Below are 652 nucleotides of genomic sequence, written 5' to 3'. Positions count from 1 at the left end.
GATTCCTTGTCGATAATAATCTGGTTGTACTGCAATATGCCAAATCATACCTCCAAGTCCAGCTCCTCTAGAACAAACTGTAAGTTCCTCTGTTTCGTATTCCACATCAATTAAGCCAACAATTTGTCCATCGATTTCTGCAACAAGTTCAATGGCAGGGTTGTCATAACGTTCTTTCTCCGTAAGCACATTGTCAAAATAAGCTGTTTGTAAAAAAGAAAGTACTCGGCACCTTACCCAGCCTGCTTCATCACTAACCTCATAATCTCTAATAATCATAGTTTCCTCCGGATTATAGGGATTACGTAGTTTATAGGGGCCTGATACGCTTATCCCTTAAAATAATTTCCCCCGTACATTACTCTTACCATTTTCATAATGCAACACCACCTTTAATTCGATATTAATTAAATTTTAGCAAAAGTTTTTCTAGAAATATATATTAATATAAAAAGTACTCCTCAAGTTGGGATTTCGTGTGCAGCTTTTAGATGGTAGTTCATACAGCAGATTATGCTATTTTTATTCCTCTATCCTAATTCTACAATTCTTATATCAGTATCTCGGTTCACCTCGGTCCATTCTCGGACCATCTCGGACCATCTCGGACCACGCTTTATCATTCATAAAAACTAATCATAATAATCCGTTT

At 36.5% G+C, this 652-nt stretch carries 1 protein-coding gene; it reads right to left on the bottom strand.

Annotated features, from left to right (window positions below):
• Positions 1-279 (bottom strand): GNAT family N-acetyltransferase (locus HMPREF3029_RS05070; protein ID WP_144265415.1); only part of this gene is annotated, 279 nt, incomplete at its 3' end.
• Between the last annotated feature and the right edge of the window lie 373 nt (positions 280-652).

Origin of the sequence: Nosocomiicoccus sp. HMSC059G07, from assembly GCF_001815515.1 — a bacterium.
GTDB lineage: Bacteria > Bacillota > Bacilli > Staphylococcales > Salinicoccaceae > Nosocomiicoccus > Nosocomiicoccus ampullae_A.
The sequence above is the reverse complement of the archived record's forward strand: the minus strand, read 5'-3'. Positions and strand labels throughout refer to the sequence as shown.